Source organism: Phyllobacterium chamaecytisi (assembly GCF_020164455.1).
GTDB lineage: Bacteria > Pseudomonadota > Alphaproteobacteria > Rhizobiales > Rhizobiaceae > Phyllobacterium > Phyllobacterium chamaecytisi.
Map to the genome: position 1 here is coordinate 36,696 of NZ_JAIQWW010000026.1, position 25,377 is coordinate 62,072.

The 25,377-nt window shown below is 56.8% G+C and carries 19 protein-coding genes and 1 tRNA gene; 7 read left to right on the top strand and 13 right to left on the bottom strand.

What is annotated here, in order from left to right:
• Window positions 1-22 precede the first annotated feature (22 nt).
• Complete coding sequence (locus LB462_RS27710) at window positions 23-679, top strand: GntR family transcriptional regulator (RefSeq protein ID WP_224514740.1); 657 nt, start codon at window positions 23-25, stop codon at window positions 677-679.
• A 32-nt stretch (window positions 680-711) separates the two neighbouring features.
• On the opposite strand, the gene LB462_RS27715 is transcribed toward LB462_RS27710, so the two are convergent.
• Window positions 712-2,208 carry a CoA-acylating methylmalonate-semialdehyde dehydrogenase gene (locus LB462_RS27715; RefSeq protein ID WP_209999127.1) on the bottom strand — a complete coding sequence of 499 codons (1,497 nt, stop codon included), beginning with the start codon at window positions 2,206-2,208 and terminating at the stop codon, window positions 712-714.
• A gap of 129 nt (window positions 2,209-2,337) precedes the next feature.
• On the opposite strand from LB462_RS27715, the gene LB462_RS27720 reads away from it, so the two are divergent.
• Both LB462_RS27720 and LB462_RS31670 read left to right on the top strand, forming a co-directional pair.
• Complete coding sequence (locus LB462_RS27720; protein ID WP_224514742.1) at window positions 2,338-3,219, top strand: LysR family transcriptional regulator; 882 nt, start codon at window positions 2,338-2,340, stop codon at window positions 3,217-3,219.
• A 116-nt stretch (window positions 3,220-3,335) separates the two neighbouring features.
• Window positions 3,336-3,689 (top strand): DUF3011 domain-containing protein, encoded by a 354-nt coding sequence (locus tag LB462_RS31670; protein WP_224514744.1) that lies wholly within the window; start codon window positions 3,336-3,338, stop codon window positions 3,687-3,689.
• Between the two features lie 4 nt (window positions 3,690-3,693).
• On the opposite strand, the gene LB462_RS27730 is transcribed toward LB462_RS31670, so the two are convergent.
• The 11 genes from LB462_RS27730 to rplU all read right to left on the bottom strand — a co-directional run bounded on the left by LB462_RS27730 (window position 3,694) and on the right by rplU (window position 14,049).
• Window positions 3,694-5,637, bottom strand: a complete 1,944-nt coding sequence (locus tag LB462_RS27730) for a MacB family efflux pump subunit (protein ID WP_224514754.1) — start codon at window positions 5,635-5,637, stop codon at window positions 3,694-3,696.
• Window positions 5,638-5,639: 2 nt separating this feature from the next.
• On the bottom strand, window positions 5,640-6,932 hold the full coding sequence (gene macA, locus LB462_RS27735; RefSeq protein ID WP_224514756.1) for a macrolide transporter subunit MacA: 1,293 nt from the start codon (window positions 6,930-6,932) through the stop codon (window positions 5,640-5,642).
• Window positions 6,933-7,097: 165 nt separating this feature from the next.
• Entirely contained in the window at window positions 7,098-7,580 is a 483-nt protein-coding gene (gene rlmH, locus LB462_RS27740; protein WP_224514759.1) for a 23S rRNA (pseudouridine(1915)-N(3))-methyltransferase RlmH, read from the bottom strand.
• Between the two features lie 114 nt (window positions 7,581-7,694).
• Window positions 7,695-8,057, bottom strand: a complete 363-nt coding sequence (gene rsfS / locus LB462_RS27745; protein ID WP_112531036.1) for a ribosome silencing factor — start codon at window positions 8,055-8,057, stop codon at window positions 7,695-7,697.
• 211 nt (window positions 8,058-8,268) lie between these two features.
• On the bottom strand, window positions 8,269-8,865 hold the full coding sequence (locus LB462_RS27750) for a nicotinate-nucleotide adenylyltransferase (protein WP_224514786.1): 597 nt from the start codon (window positions 8,863-8,865) through the stop codon (window positions 8,269-8,271).
• Between the two features lie 56 nt (window positions 8,866-8,921).
• The gene (locus tag LB462_RS27755; protein WP_224514760.1) at window positions 8,922-10,205 is read right to left on the bottom strand and encodes a glutamate-5-semialdehyde dehydrogenase; all 1,284 of its coding nucleotides are present in this window, start codon (window positions 10,203-10,205) and stop codon (window positions 8,922-8,924) included.
• Window positions 10,206-10,208: 3 nt separating this feature from the next.
• Window positions 10,209-11,399 (bottom strand): glutamate 5-kinase, encoded by a 1,191-nt coding sequence (proB, locus tag LB462_RS27760; RefSeq protein ID WP_224514763.1) that lies wholly within the window; start codon window positions 11,397-11,399, stop codon window positions 10,209-10,211.
• 8 nt (window positions 11,400-11,407) lie between these two features.
• Window positions 11,408-12,442, bottom strand: coding sequence for a GTPase ObgE (gene obgE / locus LB462_RS27765; RefSeq protein WP_224514765.1), 1,035 nt, complete (start codon window positions 12,440-12,442; stop codon window positions 11,408-11,410).
• A 92-nt stretch (window positions 12,443-12,534) separates the two neighbouring features.
• On the bottom strand, window positions 12,535-13,155 hold the full coding sequence (locus LB462_RS27770; protein WP_224514768.1) for a GNAT family N-acetyltransferase: 621 nt from the start codon (window positions 13,153-13,155) through the stop codon (window positions 12,535-12,537).
• A 117-nt stretch (window positions 13,156-13,272) separates the two neighbouring features.
• Window positions 13,273-13,545 carry a 50S ribosomal protein L27 gene (gene rpmA / locus LB462_RS27775; RefSeq protein WP_112531041.1) on the bottom strand — a complete coding sequence of 91 codons (273 nt, stop codon included), beginning with the start codon at window positions 13,543-13,545 and terminating at the stop codon, window positions 13,273-13,275.
• A 24-nt stretch (window positions 13,546-13,569) separates the two neighbouring features.
• Window positions 13,570-14,049 carry a 50S ribosomal protein L21 gene (gene rplU, locus LB462_RS27780; RefSeq protein WP_224514770.1) on the bottom strand — a complete coding sequence of 160 codons (480 nt, stop codon included), beginning with the start codon at window positions 14,047-14,049 and terminating at the stop codon, window positions 13,570-13,572.
• Window positions 14,050-14,391: 342 nt separating this feature from the next.
• On the opposite strand from rplU, the gene LB462_RS27785 reads away from it, so the two are divergent.
• The 3 genes from LB462_RS27785 to LB462_RS27795 all read left to right on the top strand — a co-directional run bounded on the left by LB462_RS27785 (window position 14,392) and on the right by LB462_RS27795 (window position 16,799).
• Window positions 14,392-14,481: transfer RNA gene (locus LB462_RS27785), tRNA-Ser, on the top strand.
• Window positions 14,482-14,534: 53 nt separating this feature from the next.
• The gene (locus LB462_RS27790; RefSeq protein WP_224514772.1) at window positions 14,535-15,944 is read left to right on the top strand and encodes an adenylate/guanylate cyclase domain-containing protein; all 1,410 of its coding nucleotides are present in this window, start codon (window positions 14,535-14,537) and stop codon (window positions 15,942-15,944) included.
• Between the two features lie 186 nt (window positions 15,945-16,130).
• Window positions 16,131-16,799, top strand: coding sequence for a response regulator (locus tag LB462_RS27795; RefSeq protein WP_209999108.1), 669 nt, complete (start codon window positions 16,131-16,133; stop codon window positions 16,797-16,799).
• Window positions 16,800-16,805: 6 nt separating this feature from the next.
• Here LB462_RS27795 and LB462_RS27800 read toward each other — a convergent pair whose 3' ends face one another.
• A complete protein-coding gene (locus tag LB462_RS27800; protein ID WP_224514774.1) occupies window positions 16,806-18,248 on the bottom strand; it encodes a sensor histidine kinase in 1,443 nt (480 codons plus the stop codon).
• Window positions 18,249-18,522: 274 nt separating this feature from the next.
• On the opposite strand from LB462_RS27800, the gene LB462_RS27805 reads away from it, so the two are divergent.
• Window positions 18,523-25,377 (top strand): peroxidase family protein (locus LB462_RS27805; RefSeq protein WP_224514775.1); only part of this gene is annotated, 6,855 nt, incomplete at its 3' end.

The following is a 25,377-nucleotide window of genomic DNA, read 5'->3' on the forward strand; positions in this document are numbered from 1 at the left end:
TGTCAATCCGAGAGAACGACTTATGTACCAAACGACCATCCACACGGTTGCACAAACGGGCGAGAGCCTGGCGGAACTGGCCTATCGCCAGTTGGAGGAGATGATCGTAACACTGAAACTGGAGCCCGGCTCGATCGTCAACGAAAGGGCGCTGACGGATATCACAGGGATGGGTCGCACCCCGGTGCGTGAGGCAGTACAAAAGCTTGCTTGGGAAGGCCTCATGGAAATCCGGCCCCGTTCCGGCATCGCCATCGCCCCGCTCAATTTGCAGGATTTCGGTAAAATACTGGACACCCGCGAGGGGGTTGAACGCGTCCTCGCCCGTGATGCCGCTCGCTATGGTGCAGCCCTCCACCACAAGAGGTTGAAGGAAGCCTCCGATGCCATGAGCACCGCTCTAGCATCTGACGATGTCAGCCGGTTCCTGATAGCAGACAAAATTTTCGATACTGTGCTTGGCCAAGCAGCGGAAAACCCGTTTGCTGCCCGGCTTGCGTCACCACTTCAAACCCACAGCAGGCGTTTTTGGTTCCGATTGCAGAGACCCGGAAGCCTTCAGCAATCAGGCGGTGCTCACAAGGCGTTGATAGACGCAATTATTGCCGGGGCACCGGATCGAGCGTCAGAAGAGGCTACCAAACTTATTGATCATCTACGCACCTTGGCGCCTCAGTGAAAATGCCGCCGGAGACCGGCGGCATTTTTGTATTATTTCATCGTCGGGATAACGAACTCGGCACCGTCTTTGACGCCGGAAGGCCAGCGAGACGTGACAGTCTTGGTCTTGGTGTAGAAGCGGAACGCATCGGGACCATGCTGGTTCAAATCGCCGAAACCGGAACCCTTCCAACCTCCAAATGTATAGTAGGCAATCGGAACCGGGATCGGCACGTTGATACCGACCATTCCAACCTGAACACGAGAGGCGAAGTCGCGAGCCGCATCGCCATCACGCGTGAAAATGGCAACGCCATTGCCGTATTCATGTTCGTTTGGCAGACGGATCGCGTCCTCATAAGTGTCGGCGCGAACGATACCCAAAACCGGTCCGAAGATCTCTTCTTTATAGATCCGCATGTCCGGCGTCACATGATCAAACAGGCAGCCGCCCATGTAGAAACCATTCTCATAGCCTTGCATCGTGAAACCACGACCATCGACCACGAGTTTGGCGCCTTCTTCCACGCCGAGATTCACATAACCCTGGATGCGCTCTAGTGCCTGTTTGGTGACCACCGGACCATAATCGGCCGACATGTCGGTCGAAGGGCCAACCTTGAGGCTTTCCACACGGGGAATCAGCCGCTCGACAAGGCGATCGGCCGTGTCCTTGCCAACTGGTACCGCCACGGAAATAGCCATGCAACGCTCGCCGGCAGAACCATATCCAGCACCAATCAGTGCATCGACGGTCTGGTCCATATCGGCATCCGGCATAATGATCATGTGATTCTTGGCGCCGCCAAAGCACTGGGCACGCTTGCCGTTCGCCGTAGCGCGAGTGTAAATGTACTGAGCAATCGGAGTTGAGCCAACAAAGCCGACAGCCTTGATGTCCGGGTCGTCAAGGATTGCATCGACCGCTTCCTTGTCACCATTGACGACGTTGAAGATGCCTGCAGGAAGCCCCGCTTCGATGAAAAGCTCTGCAAGGCGCATAGGCACGCCTGGATCGCGTTCTGAAGGCTTCAGAATAAAGGCGTTACCTGACACGATTGCCGGACCGGCTTTCCATAGCGGGATCATGGCAGGAAAATTGAACGGGGTGATGCCGGCAACTACCCCGAGAGGCTGCCGCATTGAATAGACATCGATGCCAGTTCCGGCGCTGTCAGAAAACTCGCCCTTCAGCATATGCGCTGCACCGAGGCACACCTCGACCACTTCCAGACCGCGCTGTATATCACCCTTGGCGTCAGGGATTGTCTTGCCATGCTCGCGCGCCAGAAGTTCGGCCAACGAATCATACTCGGCTTCCACCAGTTCGAGGAACTTGCGCATGACGCGCACCCGGCGCTGCGGGTTGGTTGCAGCCCAGGCAGGCTGCGCAGCTTTTGCATTCTCTACTGCAGCGCGAACTTCCGCCGGTGTCGCAAGTGCAACGCGGCCTTGAACAGTTCCGTCCATCGGTTGGAAAATCTCGGTCGTGCGACCGCTGGTTCCGGCGACATGCTTGCCACCGATGAAATGTCCTACCTCACGCATAGCGAACCTCCCTGCAATAGTTGGATTTCTGTTGTTGCTATCATCGCGCTTCAAAAACTTTATTGCAAGCCAAGCAAAAGCGTATCCGTTGTGCAAAAATTGAAGTACGAATTTGAGCGGGAGGCTTTTATGAATTGGGATGATGTACGTATTTTCCTGGCTGTTGCACGGTCCGGACAAATTCTCGGGGCGGCAAGACGTCTAGCGCTTAACCACGCGACAGTTGCCCGACGGCTGACAGCGCTGGAGAACGATCTCAATACAAAGCTTCTCACCCGGCGTACCAATGGATGTGAACTCACGCACGCAGGCGAAGAGTTTCTATTGTCTGCAGAGCGCATGGAAGCGGAAATGCTATCTATCCGCTCTTCACTCGGCGATGCTGACGTCGCCATCTCCGGGTCAGTTCGGATTGGGGCGCCGGATGGGTTTGGCGTTACCTTTCTGGCACCGAGATTGGCGTTGCTCACAGCCCGCTATCCAGACTTGAAAATACAGTTGGTGCCGGTTCCCCGCTCATTTTCGCTTTCTCGGCGCGAGGCCGATATTGCCATCACGGTTGATCGCCCCGATCAAGGACGCCTTGTAGCGCGCAAGCTTGTCGATTACAGCCTCGGCCTCTACGCCAGCCGTTCCTACCTTGCTGAGCGTGAGGCGCCGCAGACCGTGGATGAGCTCTCGGCGCATCGCCTCGTCGGATACGTCGATGACCTCGTCATCAGCCCATCGCTGAACTACGCGCCTGAAATCACTCGTGACTGGAAAGCAGCCTTTGAGATTTCAAGTGCGCTTGGACAGGTCGAGGCGGTGCGGGCTGGCGCAGGCATCGGAATACTCCACATGTTCATTGCGCGCGAGCATGAAGATCTTGTGCCAGTCCTGCCCGAACGCACCATTCACCGGTCCTACTGGTTGGCCTATCACGAATCCGTTCGTACACTTCGTCGCATCGCAGCGGTCTCGAATTTCATTTCCGATATGGTGAACCGTGAAAACGCGCGATTCTCCTAAATGAGGTACAGTTTCATAGGCCAAATAATGATTAACCACCGCGGAACAAAAATCGCCAACTCGACTTTAAAATGGTGCACCATAATGGTGATTCGAAACGGTATCGGAGAGGGAAAATGTACCGATATATCCTGGCATTCGCTGTAGTTTTTGGCGGCGCGCAGTTCTTTCCTGTGTTGCCTGCACATGCGCAAGATTCCGTCAGATGCGAATCGCGTAAGTTCAGATACAGGGAATGCGATGCAGACATGCGCCGCCCGCGCATTGCAAGGCAGATTTCCAAAAGACCCTGCATAGCTGGCGACAGTTGGGGCTACAATCGAGGCGCTATCTGGGTAGATAAGGGTTGTGCTGCGGTCTTCACCGATTCTAGACGCGGTCGAGACAGATACCGGGAGGATGACCGATACGACGATCGGTACCCTCGCCGCAGGCGTGACAATGGCGTCGAACTTGAACTCGACTTTTAGGCATTTACTCTGAGCTGAGTGCTACTGCCGGCTGAAGCCGCGAGGCGTTCCTGGCCGGCAGGTACCCGAAGACGAGCCCCGTCAAGAATGAACAGGCAAAAGCTAACGCCACCGGCCCGATCGTGAAGCTGATCGGTGCACCGAGGAGCTTTGCCAGTACTCCAGTCCCGATGCCTGCCGCGACGCCGATCGCCCCACCGATCGCCGAAACCACAAGTGCCTCTATTATGAACTGCAGCAGAATATCGCTCCGGCGCGCGCCCGTCGCCATACGAACGCCGATCTCGCGAGTCCGCTCCGTGACACTTACCAACATGATGTTCATGACCCCGATTCCACCGACGAGAAGCGAAATTGCAGCAACAGCGCCAAGAAATAGCTTCAGCGTATTTGATGTCTCGGTGACAGCTTCACGAATGGACGCCATATTGGTGATGAGAGTGTCCTGTCTCTGGTGACGTTTGTCCAAAAGTGACTGAATCGTCTCCTGTGTGGCGTCGATCGCCGAGCCGTCCTTTACCTGGACGGTAATTGTCCGCACGTTGCGCTGGCCGAAAAGTCGCATGCTTCCAGTCGTCAGGGGAACCAGAACCGTATCGTCCTGATCGTTGCCGCCCATGCCTGCGCCCATTTCGCTCATCACGCCGATGATCTGGAATGGAATTTTGTTGACGAGTACATACTTGCCAATCGGGTCCGTGCCATCGGCAAAGAGCGTCTTGACCACGGTTTGGCCAAGCACTGCTACCGGGGCGTAATTGGTCATGTCATCCTGATTGATGAACTCGCCCTTACCCACTGTCCAGGATTTCGCCTGCGTAAACTGCGGAACCGTACCATTGGCCGTCGTCTGATAATCGACATTCCCATAACGTACCGTCACCGTGCTCGTCATTTCCGGAACAGCGAAAGCAACATTTGGCTGTTCGAGGATGGCATCCGCATCGGCCGGAATCAGGGTTACGACGCTACCACCCGTACCACCGCGGAAATTAGCCATGTTCGGGCGGATCACCAAAAGATCAGATCCCATCGAGGAAATCCGGTCGAGTACAGAGTTCTGCGCACCCGTGCCGATAGCAAGCATGGCGACAACAGAACCGACACCGATGACGATCCCGAGCAATGTGAGAATCGTGCGGAACAGGTTGGCCCGCAATGCACGGAAGGCCATTTTAATAGCTTCGGAAATATCGGCGATTGCAGCAACACCCTCGAAAGCCTTTTGTTGGAGTCCTGTTGCGGCTTCGGGGTTGCTGCGGCCCTTTTTTGTCCGGTCCGAGATAATCCGCCCGTCACGCAGTTCGATGAGCCGGTCGGCCTGTTCTGCAACTTCGCGTGAATGGGTGATGACGATGATCGTGTGACCACTCTCGTTCATGCTACGAAGCAGCGCCATGACTTCGTCGCCGCTCTGGCTGTCGAGCGCGCCGGTCGGTTCGTCCGCAAGGATGACGCGACCACCATTCATCAAAGCCCGCGCGATGGAGACACGTTGTTGCTGACCGCCGGAAAGCTGGTTCGGACGGTGATCGAGCCGGTCGCCAAGCTTCAATGAGCTAAGCAGTGCCTCTGCCCGATCATGCCTGTCGCGAGCTGACGCGCCTGCATAGACCGCTGGGACTTCGACGTTCTCCTGCGCACTGGCGGTCGGGATGAGATTATAACTTTGGAAGACAAAGCCAAACGTGCGCCTGCGCAATCCGGCAAGTTCATCGGGTTCAAAGCCAGAAACGTGTTCGCCATCGAGCAGATAATCACCGCTCGTCGGCTGGTCGAGACAGCCGAGAATATTCATCAGCGTCGACTTGCCCGAACCGGATTGGCCAATGATTGCGACAAACTCACCCGCCTCGATATCAAGCGATATCCCGTGAAGAACCTCAACGGCGAGGTCGCCATTGTGATACGTCTTGCTTATGTCTCTGAGCGAGATGAGGGCGGTCATCGTCAGAACATCGGCGGCATACGCACGCTGCGCTGCGAGCGATTGCCGGAATTGCGGCTCGTGCCGGCGCCGTTGCTTTCGCCTCCCTGGCCGACGACCACGAGTTCCCCTTCCTTCAGCCCACTCTTGATCTCGGCACTGACACGGTTGCGGACGCCCACTTCAACCTCGCGAGTTTCCTGGGTGCCGGCGGTGTTGACAACCCTAACCTCGGCCTTGTGGCCTTGGCCGCTGCTTCCCGCACGACGCGACCCTTCGGAATTGCTAACTGCAGAACTTGGCACAACAAGCACATCGTTTGCAGCTGACTGCACGAAGAACACCTGCGCACTCATTGAAATCATAAGATCGCCATCAGGGTTCGGAACATCAAACAAAGCGTAATAGAGCACGACATTGTTCTGGATATCTGGGGTCGGCTGGATCTGCCTCAATTTTCCCTTGTAACGCTTTCCTGGCTGCCCCAGCAAAGTGAAATAGGCATCCATGCCGATCTTGAGCTTGCTGACATCAGCCTCCGAGACTTGCGCCTTCACAGTCATTGTCGACAAATCCGCAATCGTTGCGATCGTTGGCGCCGTTTGGCTAGCATTCAGAGTCTGGCCCTCTTTAACCGGGACAGCAGCGATCGTGCCAGCCATAGGTGCGTAAATCTTCGTGTAACCGAGATCGACCTGGTCGCCGGCCAATGTCGCCTGCTGCTTGCGTATCTGGGCTGCAAGGGCATTCACATCGGCTTCGGCCGCCGCGAGGTCGGCGATAGCTTGATCCAGCGTAGATTGTGAAACGCTGCGCGTCGCCACAAGATTGCGCTGGCGCTCGATATTGGCTTGCTTCAGCACCAGCTGCGCGTTCTTCGAAATCAGCTGTGCCTGCAGATTGGCGAGTTCCGCCTGATCGATTTCTATCCTGTTCTGTATGGTGGCAGGATCGATCTCGCCAATAAGCTGATTTTGGGTGACCGTATCGCCAATCTCGACGTGCAGCACCTTGAGCTGTCCGGAAACTTGGGCGCCGGCATCGACCGATTTGATTGAATCGAGCGTACCGACCGCGGTAACTGCATTCTCGATGTCACCGCGTACGACCGCTTGCGTGATGACGGCAGTACTCGCTGTTGATGCGCTGTAGTTTATCCATGCGTAATAACCTGCCCCTGCAACCGCGAGTACGACGGGTAGCAATATCCACAGACGGGACCGCTTCTTTCTTCGATCCGGCTTTACGGTGGCCGGAATGAAGGTCACGTTGGACTCGGCAGGGGATGCCTTGCCTTGCTTGGCTATTTTGCTCATCAACCGTCCACCTTTTTGCGCCGACGAACGACACTTTTCCCGATCCATCTTAGCAAGAAATGGAGATGAGCGGTTCGCCTGAAAAGTATTGAGATCATTATATTTTCGTAATGATCTCTGAGCCGCCATTATGAGTTGTGGGCATGAATGAGAGCTGAATGAATTTCAAATGCGATGGTAAGGATGACCTGCAAGGATTGTCGTTGCCCGGTAAAGTTGTTCTGCAACAAGAATGCGAACGATCTGGTGCGGCCATGTCATCGCGCCAAGAGCCAAAACGACATCGGCACGATCCCTCAGTGAAGCGGCGTGTCCGTCAGGACCGCCAATCGCCACGAGGAGCTGACGCTTGCCATCATCGCGAAACCGCGCAACTGCTGCGGCAAAGGCCTCTGAGGGCACCGTCTTCCCTCGCTCGTCCAGAAGAATGAGCACGCCGTCTTGATCGAGTGCTTCAAGAACTTTCGCAGACTCTTCCCGCTTGCGCAGTTCCGCCTGCGGCGCTTTGCTTTCGGTAATTTCGATAACGGATGTGAATTCAAGCCCGAGCGGAACACCCGTCTTTTTCAGGCGATCCAAATAGCGATCTGCCAGCTCTCGTTCGGGGCCAGACTTCATCCGGCCCACGGCAAAGACAGTAATACGCATGGCTCACTCCGGGTTCCAGGCCTATGGCAACCCGAAACCACTCCTCCGGTCCAGAACCGGCAAAATCTATCAACCGTTCAGAGCACCGTGTTGTTCGACGCTCCGATCCACCTGCTAGTGGACGGTCTCTCCGTCGAGTTCGGGAGCCTGCCACATCTTTTCGAGATTGTAGAACTCACGCACTTCGGGACGGAATATATGGATGATGATGTCGCCTGTGTCGATCAACACCCAATCGCCGCCAGAAAGACCTTCGATTTTGGCGTTGTTGCCATGCCCGCTCTCTTTCAGAGCACGCAAAAGTTGGTCCGCAACCGCCGCTACATGACGATGCGAACGTCCCGATGCGATGATCATATGATCAGCAATGACGGACTTGCCTCGAAGGTCGATGGGGATAATATTTTCAGCCTTTGCGTCTTCAAGACTGGCAAGGACCGATTGAAGGGCAAGAGATACGGAATTGATACCGTTCATCTCTGCCGGTGAAGGTGCCAAGGCATCCTTCTTCTGAAATGCTGTTCTCAGTGTATTTCCTTTCCCTTAAGAACAACGCAACGCAGTTTGTACCCATACTGCACACCAATAAGATAGGCAGAGTCGCATGACAGTTTCAAGACGTCATATCGAACTAACTCGCTGTTACTGCCATGCTCCGAATGGTGGGGCGCGTAGTTGAAACGCCGCTTCACGTCTTTGGTTTCATCACGCCGTTGCGAATAGCAGTCGACGATAGCAATGACCTCGGCCCATGAATGAAGGTCCATGCTGGCGCGCGTGAACGGGCCAGGATCGGCGCGTCGTCTTCATCGATACGCGCATAACCGAACGTCTTGGCCATACGGGATGAAAGGAAAGCCAAAGTGGATCCCGGACGATCGATAACGGCAATCGGAAACGTCAAGGCGATCTTCTGCCAGCGCTGCCAGAGGTGGAAGTCCGCAAGATTGTCCGCACCCATGATCCAGACAAAATGCACGCCCGGGTTGCGAGCTTTGATCATTGCCAGCGCGTCCGCTGTGTAGCGGATATTGTGAGCGGCTTCGAATGCCGTAATTTTCACACGGGGATCGTGGATCAGTTCTTCACAGCGCTCCAGGCGCTCCGCCAATGGTGCAAGATGCCGCGCATCCTTCAGCGGATTGCCTGGCGTGACAATCCACCAGAGCTGGTCGAGCTTCAGGCGACGCAGTGCAATTTCAGCCACCAGCGCATGACCTGCGTGTGGCGGATTGAAGGAACCACCAAACAGCCCCACCGTCATACCCTTCTCAACGAAAGGCATGCGCAGATGCGCTTCACTGACGCCTGGAAAGCTCGTTTGCAAACTTGCCTTTATTGTCACGGACGAGTCTGGCCGTTGCCGCGCACACGGTATTTAAACGAGGTCAGCTGCTCGACCCCCACTGGACCTCTCGCATGCATCTTGCCGGTTGCAATTCCGATTTCGGCGCCCATGCCGAATTCACCGCCGTCAGCAAACTGCGTAGAGGCATTGTGCAAAAGAATGGCCGAGTCGATCTCGTTGAAAAACCGTTCCACGACGCGAAGGTCTTCGGCAACGACAGCTTCGGTATGATGCGAGGAATAATGATTGATGTGCTGTATCGCGCCGTCCACACCATCAACCAGCTTCACCGAAATGATCGCATCGAGATATTCCGTGGACCAATCTTCCTCGGTGGCGGGTTTGGCACTCGCGAAGAGCTCCACGACTCCGTCGTCACCACGAATTTCGCAGCCCGCTGAACGTAGGTCTTCAAGGAGCGGCACCAGATGGGTTGGTACAACAAGCTTGTCGACAAGCAGTGTCTCGGCCGAACCGCATACGCCGGTACGGCGCATCTTGGCATTGACGACAATCTTGCGCGCCATTGCCAAATCAGCAGAGGCATCGATGTAGAGGTGGCAAAGGCCCTCAAGATGGGCAAACACCGGCACACGGGCTTCAGCTTGCACCCGGGCAACCAGGCTTTTACCCCCGCGCGGAATGATCACGTCGAGATTTCCATCGAGACCTTTGAGCATTTCGCCAACGGCAGCACGATCGGTGGTCGGCACCAATTGGATCGCGGCCTGCGGAAGATCAGCAGCTGCGATTCCCTCGAGCAAGGCTTCATGGATAGCCTTTGATGAATGCGCGGAATCCGACCCGCCGCGCAAGATCACAGCGTTACCGGATTTGAGGCATAGCGCACCTGCATCCGCCGTCACATTCGGCCGGCTCTCGTAGATCACACCAATAACGCCGAGGGGAGTGCGGACACGTTCGATATGCAGGCCATTCGGGCGATCCCATTCGGCAATGACGTCTCCAACCGGATCCTTGAGACTGGCTATTGCACGAATGCTCGCGGAAATCCCGGCAACCCGGTTAAGGTCAAGTTTGAGCCGGTCCAATAACGCTGGTGACATGCCGGCTTTTTTGCCGTTCTCGATGTCGCGGTCATTGGCTTCGAGAATATCGGCCGTACGGCCATCGACAGCATCGGCCATAGCTGCGAGCGCTGCAGTTTTCTTGCCAGGAGACGCAGTGGCAAGAGATTGCGCGGCGGCGCGTGCCTTGCGGCCGATTTCGGCCATCAATTCGGCAACCGGCAGGTCCTTATCCACTCGTCGCAACATCTCTTACTCCTTGGCCGTGGCAGCGCGCTTTGCGGCACGCACCACCAGATCATCGCGATGGATCATCGCGGAACGGGCATCATAACCGAGAATCGTGCCAATCTCATTGGTCTTGCGTCCCGCAATCTTTACGGCATCGGCAGCGTCGTAGGCAACAAGTCCGCGAGCAGCCTCACGACCATCGGGTCCGAACACAGCGACTGTATCGCCCCGTGTGAACTGGCCCGCAACTTCGCGAACACCGGCAGCAAGCAATGACTTGCCGGATTTGAGAGCGACAAGCGCGCCCTCGTCGATAACCAGTCGCCCGGATGGTTCAAGATTCCCGGATATCCAGGTCTTCCAGGCATTGACCGGCGTCAAGCTGGCTTTAAACATCGTGGAACGTTCACCTCGATCGATGGCGGCCAGCGGGTTTAGCCGCGTGCCGGATGCGATGATCATCGCCGTTCCCGCCGCATTGGCGATCTTGCCCGCATCCAGCTTGGTCTTCATACCACCCCGGGAATATTCCGATGCGGCTGCACCAGCCATCGCTTCGACATCGGGTGTAATCACATCAACAACGGGTAGAAATTGCGCATGCGGATTCTGGTGCGGCGGTGCCGTATAGAGCCCATCGATATCTGAAAGCAGGATCAGGAGGTCCGCGCCCATCATGGTCGCAACCCGTGCAGCGAGCCGGTCATTGTCGCCATAGCGGATTTCGGTGGTCGCAACCGTGTCATTTTCGTTGATGACGGGAACTGCCTTCAATCGCAACAAGGTCCCTACCGTCGCGCGCGCATTGAGATAGCGGCGGCGTTCTTCGGTATCGGCAAGGGTTAACAGAATCTGTCCGGCGCGCAATTTGTGGTGGCTCAAAACCTCGGCATAGGCTTTGGCCAATTCGATCTGGCCGGCGGCCGCTGCAGCCTGGCTTTCTTCCAGCCGCAATGCGCCCTTTGGCAAACCCAGCACCGTCCGGCCAAGGGCGATCGCACCGGAGGATACAATCATCATCTCGACGCCCGATGCGCTTAACATAGCAACGTCGGTGCCAAGGCTCTCAAGCCAATCACGCTTGAGCCCAGTGACACGATCAACAAGCAAAGCCGAGCCAATCTTGACAACGATCCGGCGATAGGACGCCAGCTTCGGTAGTGAATTCACCTGATCTTCGTTATCCCGGAGTTGGACTGATTTCGCGGACATTCTACGACTCAATATTTGAAGCGGTTGTCGATCTCGACAGGAGCTTCCGACTGACGCGATTCAAGAATGATTGCAGACAGTGCGCGCATCACCGGTTCAACGCCCTCGCGGCTGACGGATGACAACAGCATCGGCTCGCGGCCGGCCGCTTTCTTGAGCGCGGCAACCTTCTTCTTGCGAGCCGCTGCGTCAAGCGTATCGATCTGGCTGAGCGCCACGATCTCTAGCTTGTCAGCAAGTCCCGCTCCATAAGCCTCGAGTTCCATCCGGACGGTTTTATAGGCTTCCGCGACATTCTCTTCTTGTGCCGAAACAAGGTGTAGAAGGACACGGGTCCGTTCGACATGCCCAAGGAACCGGTCACCAATGCCCACCCCTTCATGCGCGCCCTCGATCAGCCCCGGAATATCAGCGATGACAAATTCTCTGGCATCGATGCGCGCAACGCCGAGATTGGGATGGAGCGTTGTAAACGGATAATCGGCAATCTTTGGTTTGGCGGCGGTGACGCTGGCCAGAAAGGTTGATTTCCCGGCATTGGGCTTGCCAAGAAGTCCAGCATCAGCGATCAACTTCAACCGGAGCCAAAGGTTGCGCTCCTCACCTTCGAGGCCGGGATTGGCGCGGCGCGGCGCCTGGTTGGTCGAGGTCTTGAAATGTGCATTGCCGAAACCGCCATTGCCGCCCTTGGCAAGACGATATCGCTGACCAACAACTGTGAAATCGCATATCAGCGTTTCGTTGTCGTTTTCGAATATCTGTGTTCCGACTGGTACCTTCAAAATAACATCGGCACCTTTGCCGCCGGTCATATCGCGGCCCATGCCGTGCATACCGGTTTTGGCCTTGAAATGCTGCTGATAGCGATAGTCGATCAACGTGTTGAGACCATCGACTGCTTCTGCCCAGACATCGCCGCCGCGTCCGCCGTCGCCGCCATCAGGACCGCCGAATTCGAGAAATTTCTCGCGCCGAAACGACACCGAACCGGCACCACCGTCGCCGGAACGGATATAGACTTTCGCCTGATCAAGGAATTTCATGAAAGTTCAGCCCTTTTGATGTTCCGAGGCATTACAGTAAAATCCTCGAAATGAAAACTGGTCGCCTCGATGTTGGAGACGACCAGTATTGGTTATGAAGTCCAGCTGCGAAGACCGATCCACGTCCTCCGGTCGAGCATGTAACGTTCGACAGGAACATTCCCGGCAGTGATCGAATTCATCATACCGGTGTTGGTATATTGGAAACCGCTTTTATAGATCACCCGGCGTGAGGCATTGTTGGACACGCGGCAAGAAGCATAGAGTTTTTCGACTTGTGTTGCTCTGAACACCAGATCGACGAGCGCATGGGCGGCTTCCGTTGCATAACCCTTGCCCCAGTAGGATTCGCCCAGCCAGTAGCCGATCTCCAACTCTTCCTTGCGGCAAGCCGCATGCTCATCCTTGCTGCGACGATAATTGATACCACAGCAACCAATGAACGTGCCCGATTGCGCCAATGTAATGGCGTAGACGCATTTGCCGATCTCGCCCGCATTGGCGCGGCGCACGAAATCCACCGCATGTTCCTTCGTATAGGGGTGCGGCATGCGGGAAAGCATTTCCGCCACGTGAAGGTTATCGGCGAGACGGGCAATTGCATCCACATCCTCGTTACGCGGCGCTCGCAGAACGAGACGTTCCGTAACGAGAACGGGACAGTCTATCAGATCCAACCGTTCTTCATCGTCTTCCAGTATTTCAGCAACCATTTGTCTATCCTCCAGACACGAAAGGGGAGATGGGTGGTTATCCCATCTCCCCTTTGATCTTTTGGCGGTTGCCATACACCGGGTCCGATGGGACGCCGGTGCTTCAAGCAGGACCGGCTATTCTGCTGCTTCGGCGATCGGGTTGACGATCGACACGTAGCTACGGCCGTTGGCTTTGGTGCGGAAGGAAACGGTGCCTGCTTCAAGTGCAAACAGGGTATGGTCCTTACCAAGGCCAACATTGACACCGGGGTGCCATTTGGTGCCGCGTTGACGAACGAGGATGTTGCCGGCAAGAACCTTCTCGCCACCAAACTTCTTCACGCCAAGGCGCTTCGATTCTGAATCACGACCGTTGCGTGACGAACCACCAGCTTTTTTATGTGCCATCGGATTGCTCCTCTAAATCTCTTTTTATTCGCCCTTAGCGGGCTTCTCAGCCTTGGCAGCAGCCTTCTTCGGCGCAGCTTTGGCCTTTGGGGCGGCTTTCGTCTCGATTGCGTCCGCAGCAGCAGCTTCAGCCTTCGGAGCAGCTTCCTTCTTCGCCGGCTTTTCAGCGGCTTTCTTGGAAGGCTTCGCGCCATCGGTCAGGATTTCCGAGATACGGATCGTCGTCAACTCCTGACGATGACCGCGCGTACGCTTGGAATTCTGGCGACGACGCTTCTTGAAGGCGATGACCTTGCGTGCACGGCCCTGCTCTACGACTTCGGCTGTCACCAGCGCACCACCGACAACAGGAGCACCGATCGTTGCGTCGGCTCCGACGCCAACCATCAGAACTTCAGCAAATTCAACGATATCACCGGCGTCGCCGGCAACTTTCTCGACCTTCAACAGGTCATTGGCGGCAACGCGATACTGCTTACCACCGGTCTTGATGACTGCGAACATTTTTTCCCTTTCGGAGTCCGGTTCGGTTTAATGCCGTTTTACGGCAATAACCGTCTTTTTGTCAGTCGTGACAGATTGATCGAAAGGCACTCTTACGCATAAGAATAAAGGCACCCGAATTCAAAAACAAACGGCGCGGAGAATCCCCCACGCCAGTTGACGGGCGCTTATAGGATCAGGTTCGCCGCTGAGTCAAGAAATTTAACGCAAATTACTCTTGTATCTGGAAGCTTTGCCCGCTATCTAGCCGGTCGCACGCTCAAGCCGAGCCCTTCGGGCATCGCGGCATCAGCCGGGTTTCACATCCGGCAAATGGATCGGGGGATATCAATCCCCCTACGCGGAGAGGTGGCTGAGTGGTTGAAAGCACCGCACTCGAAATGCGGCATGGGGGCAACTCCATCGGGGGTTCAAATCCCTCCCTCTCCGCCATAACTTCCCACGAATTCGCTGTCCGCTCACCGATTTCAGTGTAGAATACTCTCATGAGTGAAGCCAAGCCTCTGTTTGCAATGCTCCGTCAATCGGCCCGGCCCCGCGTTGTCGATGCCCTGGAACGGCTCGTTCGCGAAGCGCCGGATCGCAAGCTGAGCCGTATCAATGCGCTGGCTTTTGCTGCCAGCGAACAACTTGATGAAGAGCAGACGATCAGCGCCTTCCTGCAGGCATCACGTCTCGGCCTGTTCGAAATGTCGTGGAATGTTCTTTGCCCTGGCTGCGGTGGCGTTCTGGATGCTAATACCTCGCTCAAGACCGTGCAAAGCGATGAATACACCTGCGCGCTCTGTGCTGCCGGCTACGAGCCGACGCTCGACGAAATGGTAGAAGTCACCTTCACCGTGACACCGCGTGTGCGCCATATCGAGGCTCACAATCCTCACCAACTGCCAGCCGTGGAATATTTCCGTCAGGTTTATTGGGGTTCGGGAGTCGATTTGCCGGACAACGATTTTGAGGAAAAAGTTGACGAGTTCATTGTTGAGTCGCTTGAACTACCCGCCGGAGAAAAAGCGGTCATATCGCTGCATTTGCCACCATCCTTTATTATCGTCTTTGAACCAGTCACCCACGCAGCTCAATTTTTGGACGTGACGGGGGAGCCGACCAAAGAGCGGCAGACCATATCGCTGGTATTTGACCGCGTGCACCGTCACAGCGAAACCATCACCTTGCGACCGGGCCCCTTACGGATATCAGTCGAGAATCATACGGACGTTCGCACGCTTCCGTCGGTTTGCCTGGCCAATGATGCTCTTCACACAATGCTCGGCAAGCGCCGCCCGTTCCTTACCGCCAAGTCCCTACTCTCCAATCAGACATTCCGCGATATTTATCGCACCGATACTATCGACGTCGACCAGAAGCTGCGGATTACCAGTCTCACGTTTCTTTTCACAGATCTCCGCGGTTCGACCGAGCTTTACGAGAGGGTGGGCGATTTGGCTGCGTTCGATCTTGTGAAGGCCCATTTCGGCGTACTCAACGAGATTGTCGGCGCAGAGGCAGGTGCTGTCGTCAAGACGATCGGCGACGCGGTAATGGCGACTTTTCCAACACCCGACCGGGCATTGGTGGCGGCGATGCGGATGCGTGATGCCATGCTGCGACTCAACAAGGAACGTGGCAGCGAAGACCTGCTCCTGAAGATCGGCATTCACGAAGGGCCGTGCATAGCCGTCAGCCTTAACGAGCGCCAGGATTATTTCGGACAAACTGTCAACATTGCCTCGCGGGTCCAGCACCTTGCAACGTCGCGTGAGATATTCGCTACCGGTTCGGTTCTCAATGATCCGCGTGTTTCCCATGTTCTTACGGATCATGGTCTAAAGCCGATGTCGCAAACCGTTACGCTTCGTGGCATCACGGATCAGATCAGTATCTTTACAATTCCCTGAACCGAATACTCATATTGGCATGGCGCCAGGTTGCCGAGGTCAAAGACATAGGCCGACCCACCACCTCCTTATTTCAATGCTTTCAGGCCATCGATTTTGGTTAGTCCCAATTGTTTAAGGACAGAACGGCCAAATAAGTGCCTAATACAGCCACAAAAGCCGCAAAGGCAAAGTGAGGGCATAATCATGGGTTCAATATCGATCGCGTTGGTCGACGACCATCCGCTTTTGCTGGCTGGCGTGGTCAACCTCTTTGAAGTAAATGACGATTTTACGGTTGTCGCCAAGGGCGCAACTGCTGACGATGCTCTTCAAATAAACAAAAAGCTGCGTCCGGACGTTATGGTCCTCGACCTGTTCATGCCCGGCAACGTCTTTGATGTAATTACCGAGATCGTCACAAAATCGGGCGGCACAAAAGTGGTGGCTTTTACCGCCATGACTGCAAGCGATTATGCAGTGCGCGCCCTTAACGCTGGTGCCAGTGGTTATATCTTGAAGGGCAGCAGCGCCGAAGAACTCATCCAAGGCGTAAGGGCGGCCCATAACGGCGAAACCTACATCACTCCAAGTTTTGCCTGCAAGGTCGTCGAGGCCTTGAGAATTGCGTCCTTGCGACGGATGTCTGCCGGTCCCATCAAATTGAGCATACGTGAGGAGCAGATCGTTCGCCTGTTGCTGCGAGGGTTTACCAATCGCGAAATTGCCGTTGGGCTGGGCATCGGAGAGAAGACTGTCAAAAATTACATGACAATTCTGATGCAGAAATTGCATGCCCGAAACCGGCTCGAAGTTCTCATTGCCGCCCAGAAGCTCGAGGTCGGCGGTCAACGAGAGCCAATGTCGCGCCACTAAACCGTCTTAAGCCGAGTTGCTTTCCAGGGAGACCGATACGATCAATTGCGTATCATTACCGCTGCGCTGCTGGAACTGCACCGAACCGCCGAAGGCTTCCACACGATTACGGATGCCTTGAAGTCCCAAGGGCCTTGTGCGCACCGAAGCTCCTTCCGCCCGCACCAATCCCGGCCCCGCATCGCTGACGACAACAGTAATGGTTTTTTCGTCCGCCGAAGCCGTGACTTTTTGGCCCAATCCGGAAGCGTGCTGGAACGCATTGTTGAGCCCTTCTTGAACAACACGGTAAAGGCAAATTTTCAATGGATAGGCAACGTTCTCTGGCAGGCCAACGTAACTCGCGCTGACAACTGAACCGGTCGCATACTCGTGACGTTCCACAGCAACACGAAGCGCCGCTTCGAGCGACATGTTCTCGATCTCTGGCAGAACGAGTCCTGTCGAGAGTTCGCGCAGCTCCGTAAGCACTTGGCTTGCTAGCCGCGAGGGATGAAGTTCCTGAGGCGCGTTTTTCGGCAGATCTGACCCCATCGCCGGGCCGGAAGAGCCGCCTCCAAGCCTGAGGATCAAAAGACTGAGCAGCTGAACCGGTCCGTCGTGCAGGTCAGAGCCAATGCGGTTGAGCAGCGTCTCATTGGATTTGGTAGCGTCCATACGGGCGTGGTCGGCAGCCTTTCGGAGTTTTTTGTTCTGTTCAGCCAATGCCTGCGCATTGGCCAACTGGGACTTCAGCGTCACTCGCTGGCTTTCGATGACACTGCTCGCGCGCCTGACGATGAGAAAAAGCAGACCCATGATTGCCAAGGTAGTTGCGCCGACAATAGCCCAAGTGTGGCGCTGAGCCCGGTTGCGCTGGATAATAAACTCTTCAGCTTCTTCATAGAGTTCCCCCACCGCAATCACCTCGCGTGAGCCCGTGCGATAAATGGGAGCGTAGATCTCGATCAACGAGCGATCATCATTGTGCTCTATGTCTCCCGCATCATTGTGTCCAACTTCGAGTTGCGAGACGACTGTCCCGGAAAACGCCTTGTCGATGTCGGCCGATGGAAGCCGCTTTCCCATAAGCGATTTGTCTGTGCTGTAGATAATGGTGCCGTCCTGACGCCAGATCCTGAAACCTTCGACACGCTTGGCCAGCTCCGTCCCGATCAGCAAGTCATCGAGTTCCTTTTGACGATCTACGGCTACATATAATCCATCGGGGGCCTCTTCCACGTGGCGAGCCAGAAAGCCTTCTACGTAGAGGGCGCCGGCTTCTGCCCGGCTTCGAAGCTGATTGGCGGCGATCTGCGAGCTTAGCCATTCGCCCAGTACCGCCATTGATCCACAGACGATGAGCGCCGCCACAATAAGGAATTGTGCCGTCAAACCCAGGCTGTGCCAATATCGGACCAGAGTGTTGGACTTCGAAGGAATACCTTCATCCTTAGGGCCATAGGTCACATTTTGGCTCGGGCCCAAAGTCCCACCTTTCCGCCGACGAAAGTCTGTGTATTTGACTGGACCTTCCGAACTATCAAGTTCGCCTCCCCCCTTACATTATCCGACCATCGAAACTCGTGTCGAAGTTATTTTGAACCAGTTTGTCCCTTTGTTCCGGGAGCGGTCAAGAGAAACCAAGTTACGGGACAAAGTAAATTGCGTCTGAAACCACAGACGTAACCTGAATCAATTGCCGCAGACGGCGATTCTCGTGTGGGTCCAAAGGGAGAGTAAAATGGTAACCTATATTCGTTCTGATCTCGATTTCATCCTGACGCAAATCAAGATCGCGGAGGCGCACGCCGCCGGGCAGCCCTTGTTCGGGCCGGATACGGGCTCGGGTCCCGGGCTCATCCCTACCTATAATCTGGCCTGGGGCCTGCGGACCGTTGACGGCAGCTACAACCATCTCTTGCCCGGTCAAGAACAGTGGGGCGCCGCCGACCAGGAGTTCCTCGAGCTGCTCGCTCCGCAATACCGGACCGTTATGGTCGATCCTGATGGCGCGGGACCATCTGGACCTATTCCGATCACCTACACCCCCGGCAACGACGTGGATGGTCCGGGAACATTTGCCGATCCGGGCGACGTCATCGATCCTGAAGTTCGTACGATCTCCAATCTGATAGTCGACCAGACGCTCGGCAATCCTGCGGCGATCCTGACGGCGCTGCAGCGCGCCGGCGTCGAAGACCCGGGCATGCTGATCACCGCTTCGATCTCGGCTGCCTATTCTCCCCTCCAAGACGAATTCAGGGCCGTGGCCGATGCCCAGCGCGTTGAGGCAGCAGCCGCAGCCGCAGCAGCGGCCAGCCCAGGCAATGCTGCACTTCAGACAGCGGCCGCCAACGCTGCGCTGGCCCTCACCGCAGCACAGGGCGTTCTCGATGCCGCAGCCGGCGTCCCCGGCGGGCTTTATGCGTTACTCGCAGCCAATGGCATCGAACTGGACGGCGCCAACGTCCACCTTCCCAATATTGCGCCGGACGAGGGTCTGTCGGCTCCGTTCAACTCCTGGTTCACACTGTTCGGCCAGTTCTTCGATCACGGCCTCGACCTCGTCAACAAAGGCGGCAACGGCGCCGTGATGATCCCGCTGCAGCCGGATGATCCGCTCTACAGCACCGCGCCTGGCGCCCTGAACTTCATGGTTCTGACGCGCGCCACGACTTCACCCGGCGCCGATGGCTTCCTGGGTGACAATCCCCTGACTGTCGGCGTGGACGAAAGTCTGGACGACGGCCGTCCCGTCAATACCACCACCTCCTATGTCGACCAGAACCAGACCTATACGTCGCATTCCTCGCATCAGGTATTCATACGGCAGTACGAGCTCGACGGCGATGGCCGGCCGGCGGCGACGGGCAAGTTGATCGAGGGCGGCAATGGCGGCATGGCCACTTGGGCCGAACTCAAGGTCCAGGCCCGGGACATGCTCGGCATCCTGCTGACCGACGACGACGTGGGTAAGGTTCCGCTGCTCAGGACCGATCAATACGGCAACTTCATTCCCGATCCGACAACGGGCTTCGCCCAGGTGATCACCGGTATCGGCCTCGACGGAATTCCGAATACCGCGGATGACGTCGTGATCTCAGGTACGCCGGCCGCTCCGGTTAGCCTAGCAACCGCCATCCGCACGAACCACGCCTTCCTCGCCGACATTGCGCATAATGCCGTTCCTGGCGGCGTTGCCGATGGCGACATCACGATCGGGCTGGACAATCCGGGCAACGCGCCCGGCGTCTATGACAACGAACTGCTCGATGCGCATTTCATCGCCGGCGACGGCCGCGTCAACGAGAACATCGGCCTGACCGCCGTCCACCATGTCTTCCATGCCGAACACAACCGGCTCGTAGAGCACACCAAGGAAGTCACCCTTGCCGACGCCCAGGCGATTCTTGATGGCGGCGGGTCGGAAGCCGAGGCCGTAGCCTTCCTGAATGAATGGCTCATCGATGATGTGACCACGGTTCCCGCCACAGCAGATGGCCTCATCTGGGATGGCGAACGCCTGTTCCAAGCTGCCAAGTTTGGCACCGAGATGCAGTACCAGCATCTCGTGTTCGAAGAATTCGCCCGTAAGATCCAGCCCAATATCAACGTCTTCCTGGTCCCGGACGGCTTCGACACCACGCTGAATCCATCGATCGTGGCCGAGTTCGCCCATGTGGTCTACCGCTTCGGCCACTCGATGCTGACCGAGTCGATCGATAAGTTCGACCCGACGTTCACGCCCGATCACATCAGCCTGATCCAGGGCTTCCTCAATCCGACGGCGTTCGACGGCGTCAATCATGCGGTCACCGACGACATTGCCGCCGGAGCGATCATCCGCGGCATGACGCGCCAGGTCGGCAACCAGATCGACGAGTTCGTCACCAGCGCGTTGCGCAACAACCTGCTCGGCCTGCCGCTCGACCTCGCGACCATCAACCTGGCGCGCGGCCGTGATACCGGCGTACCGTCGCTGAATACCGCGCGCGCCGAATTCTATGAGGCAAGCAACCAGAACGTCCTGCTCAAGCCCTATGAGAGCTGGGTCGATTTCGCCGGCCATCTCAAGAACGAAGCTTCGATCATCAACTTCATCGCCTCCTACGGCACACATGCGTTGATTACGGGCGCCGACACGCTCCAGGAGAAGCGCGACGCGGCGCTGACCATCATCACCGGCGTATCAGTCGGTGGCATGTTGGTTCCCGCCGATGCGCTCGACTTCCTCAACGCCACGGGCGCCTATGCGGGCGGCTCGCTCGGTGGCCTCAACAATGTCGATCTCTGGATCGGCGGCCTGGCCGAAGAGACCATGCCGTTCGGCGGCATGCTCGGCTCGACCTTCAACTTCGTCTTCGAAGTGCAGATGGAGAACCTGCAGAGCGGCGACCGCTTCTACTACCTGCAACGGCTCGACGGTCTGCATTTGTTCGGTGAGATGGAGAACAACTCCTTCGCCGCCATGATCATGCGCAATACCGACGCGACGCATCTGCCTTCGGACGTGTTCTCGACGCCGGGCCTCATCCTCGAGGTTGACCGAACCAAGCAATACAATCCTGACCTTGGCGAGGACGCAGGTCTAGACGGCATATTGCAGGACGACCCCGGCACGGCGGTCGATGAAAGCGCCGACAATCGTGGTCTCGACCCCGTCGGCAGTGGCATCCTCACGCAGCTCGTCATTCGCAACAATCCGGGCACGGTCGGGCCTGACACGAACTATCTGCGCTACACCGGCGACAATCATGTGGTGCTCGGGGGCACTGACTTGGCAGACGTCATAATTGCAGGCATCGGCGACGACACGTTGTTCGGCGATGGCGGCAATGACAACATGGAAGGTGGCTTCGGCAACGACATCATCAATGGTGGCGACGGCGACGACATCATCAAAGACTCCGGTGGCGACGACAACATCAAGGCAGGCAAGGGTAACGACGTGGTCCACGCCGGCCCCGGCCTCGACCTGGTGATGGGTAATGACGGCCAGGACTTCATCTTCCTCGGCACCGATGCAGGCTCGGAAGTCTTCGCTGGCACCGGTAACGACTTCATCTACGGCAACAAGAATGCCGAACGCATCCTCGGCAACGAGGGGGACGACTGGATCGAAACCGGCACCTTCGATGGCGCCCCCGGCGACAACTTCGACGAAATATTCGCCCATGACGCCATCGATGGCAACGACGTGTTCCTCGGCGATGGCGGCTTTGACGAGTATATCGGCGAGGGCGGCGACGACATCATGGTCGGCAGCGCCGGTCGCGGCAAGATGGTGGGCATGTCCGGCTTCGACTGGGCGACCTACAAGGACAACCTGGTCGGCGTGAACGCCGACCTGTCCATCCCGATCATTTTCGACGAAGCACCGACCCTGCCGCAGAACGCGGCACTGGACGAGTACGAATCGATGGAAGGACTCTCGGGCACGAGGTTCAATGACGTACTGAAGGGCACACAGGACGTGGCCGCGGACCGCGCGCCACTGAGTGAAGGCGGCACGACGGGCTATCTCGGCAGCGTGCTGGATGCAGAGGGTATAGCCCTCATCCAGGGCCTGCAGGAGGTTCTCGGCGCCGGCGTGACGACCTTTGATGGTGGAGACATCATCCTGGGCGGCGACGGCAGCGATGCCATCACTGGCAATGCCGGCGACGACATCATCGACGGCGACAAGTATCTCGACGTCCAGATCGCCGTCTACGCCGCCGGTGATACCGAGCACGCAGGCCCGCCGATCGCCATACACAAGTCAATGACGACGCTCGCCGCCAGCATGTTCAACGGCTCGATCAATCCGGGCCAGCTGGGCATCATTCGCACAATCAAGAACAGCACCACGGAGGAAGAACTTAGTTCTACCGATAACATCGTCGACAGCGACGGTATTGCCGATGTCGATCGGGCGATCTTCTCTGGCGCACGAGACGAATACGATATCGACTTCAATACCGATGGGACCATTACCGTTGCTCATACCGGCGGTCTTGCTACCGACGGCACAGACACCATCCGCAATGTCGAGATTCTAGATTTCACCGATCAGGATATCTCGCTGGTTGCACCAACGCTCGATCTGCACGGTGATGTCACCACCACGTCGACCGTATCCCGTCCTCAGGCTTATCGTGATACCTTCGATACGGCGGCGCTTAACAATAGCAATGGCACCGTGGATTGGGCGGGGACGCCTTGGGTAGAGGCCAATGACAGCGGCGGCGTGACAGCCGGCCAGATCCAACTCGACAACGGCACCAATGACCTTCGCTTCCTGACGGGGGACGGCGCGTCGATCACACGTACCGTCAATCTCTCCGGCCTGACGACCGCGGTCTTGTCGTTCGAGTATGATCGAAACAACGGCACTAGCAGCATCGACGCTGGGGAGACCGTCCAGGTGCAATATTCGGCCTCTGGGAACTTTACCCCCGGGAATTTCACCGTCCTTGAAACGATAGGCAGCACCTCCGGTGGAGGGGATGGTGCGGATAATCCGAGTTTCAACCTGAACCTCACGGGGGCTGGGCCGAATTCAGCCATCCGCTTTGTCGCCTCGACGATTACTGGAGCGGGGGAAGATGTCCGCATAAATAACGTCAATATTGCCACGACGACGACAACGACCACGACCATTCCAGGTACGCCCGGCAACAACTATCAAACGAGCTATACCGAAAATGGGCTTGGTGTCGCAATCGCCACCGGCTCCGTGATTACCGATGATGGTACGACTATGGCTTCGGCCCGCGTCGTTCTGACCAATGCCAGCGCGGGTGACGTCCTGTCTGTACTTGGCGGGCTTCCGGGCGGCATTACCTCATCGCTGGACACATCCGTAGCAGGTCAGATCACTCTGAACCTCTCGGGTACAGCCTCAATCGCCAACTACCGGACAGCAATCCAACAAGTGCGATATGCGAACACGTCGGATAACCCGACCGCTGGTGCTAGAACACTTCAGGTTACGGTCAATGACGGGCTCTTGAACAGCAACGTCGCCACGGCGACGGTCACTGTCATTGCCGCGAACGATGCGCCTGTTGGGAACAACGACACTGTTATTACCAATGTCGCTACCGGGAATTTCTCCATCGCCCTGTCGGCGCTTCTCGCGAATGATACGGACCCCGAAGGCTCTCCGGTGACAATCACGTCCGTGGGCGGCCAGAACGGTCTCAACGCGCCCACTCTTGGAGCTACTGCTGTGACGGTTTCCAATACTGGCGGACCGGGTGGCAGCTTCAACTACGTCGCCAGTGATGGTACGCTGACCGATCCTACAACGACGGTAACCGTCACCCAGGTAACGGGCACCATCAATGGCGGTGCGGGCAACGAGATCATCATTGGTGATACTGCCGGTACTACAATCAACGGCGGCGGTGGCAATGACAACATCAATGCCGGCGACGGCAATGATACGATCACTGGCGGTACAGGCAACGACATCATCCTCGGAGGTACCGGCAACGATACCATCACCTGGAATGCGGCGGGTGCTACCGACGGCTTCGACATGGTCAACGGTGAAGCCGGCGGCATCGACACCTTTATCGTGAACGGGGTGGCCGGAACGGCCGAGACATTCCGGATCTATGCAAGGGCGGAAGCTATCTTGGCCGGTATTGCGGTGTCCGGTGCGACCACTGAGATCGTCATTACCCGGACTGTCGGGCTAACGACGACCATCATTGCCGAACTCGACAATATCGAAGAAATCAGCGTCAACACCCTTAATACCACTGCCAACAACGGCAATAATCCGAACACGCCGGATGGAGGGGTGAATAACGGCGATACGATCCAGGTTATCGGTAACTTCAATGCGCCGTTTACGAGCCTGAACTTCAACACCATCACCATCGATGGGAATGCAGGCGATGACACGGTGGATATCTCGGCCTTGAGTTCGGCACACCGGATCGTCTTCAGGTCCAACGGCGGCAACGACACGATCGTCGGGAACCTCCGTCCCCAGGACGTGATCGAACTGCCAAACGGGGCGACCATCGCAGACTATGAAGCAACGATAGAAGATGGCGTCACAACACTGACCAGCAGTGAACAAACGATCAAGTTCACTGCACCCGACGGCATGCCCCAGATTGGTGGGGAACCGGTAGAGGATGATGACGATGTTCCTGCTCCAGGTTCGAACTCACCAGGGGCTCCGGTTGTGGGGACAGCCAATGCAGACGTTCTGCTTGGCACTGTCAATGGCGAGACGATCATCGCGCTCGGCGGCAGTGACACGGTAATGGGTGGCGCTGGAGCAGATGTCATCCGCGGCGATGAAGGCGACGACTTCATCAGTGCACAAGACGGCGATGACATGGCTTTCGGCGGTGCCGGCAGCGACGATGTTCTCGGCGGGGCTGGCAACGACATGCTCTACGGCGATGCCGGATCAGACCGCATCTTCGGCGATGCTGGAAACGATCTGATCAACACCGGTTCCGGCAACGACACCGCGCATGGTGGAGATGGCAACGATATGTTCGTCGCTGAAGCCAGCGACGGGAATGACAACTACTACGGCGATGCCGGCAGCGATACGCTCGACATGGCTGCAATCACAGCCAACCTC